The sequence below is a fragment of the Maribellus luteus genome (assembly GCF_003576475.1).
Classification (GTDB): domain Bacteria; phylum Bacteroidota; class Bacteroidia; order Bacteroidales; family Prolixibacteraceae; genus Draconibacterium; species Draconibacterium luteum.
Genome location: NZ_QWGR01000120.1, coordinates 1 through 650, shown reverse-complemented (window position 1 = coordinate 650; position 650 = coordinate 1). Strand labels below are relative to the sequence as shown.

General features: G+C 61.4%; 1 protein-coding gene. It reads left to right on the top strand.

Annotated elements, in window-relative coordinates; all coding sequences use genetic code 11:
- Positions 1 to 318 (top strand): peroxiredoxin family protein (locus tag D1614_RS28195; RefSeq protein WP_147384385.1); only part of this gene is annotated, 318 nt, incomplete at its 5' end.
- Positions 319 to 650: the final 332 nt, after the last annotated feature.

Below are 650 nucleotides of genomic sequence, written 5' to 3'. Positions count from 1 at the left end.
ATTTTCCTGAACGCCTATGCCTTGAAGGACAAGGGCGTCGACACCATCGCCGTCGTGTCGGTCAACGATGCCTTCGTCATGAGCGCCTGGAAGCGCGACACCGACCAGCGCGATGAGGCGATTTTCCTCGCCGACGGCAACGCCGACTTCACCAAGGCGATCGGCATGGAGCTCGACGCCTCCGGCAATGGCCTCGGCATCCGCTCCAAGCGCTATTCGATGCTGGTGGAAGACGGCACAGTGAAGATCTTCAACCTCGAACCTGCTCCGGGCAAGGTCGAGGTGTCCGGCGGCGACACGCTGCTGTCGCAGCTTTGATCTGAACGCCAACACTGAACTGCGTCATGCCCGGCCTTGTGCCGGGTATCCTCGTCTTTGCGCCGTGAAAAGTAAGAGCGTGGATGGCCGGGACATAGGCAAGCGGAAGCGACGCCGTTCTTCGAACGGCTATGCCCGGCCATACGATTGATAACAGAGGATGACAACGCTGCGGCACAATCTGCTCCCTCTCCCGTGGGGAGAGGGTTGGGGTGAGGGCGTAGAATCTATCGGGAGAGCGTTCCCCCTCACCCGGATCGCAAGAGCGATCCGACCTCTCCCCACGGGAAAGGTGAAGCCGCGTTACACCTTGTCGGGGCCGACGCGCACGA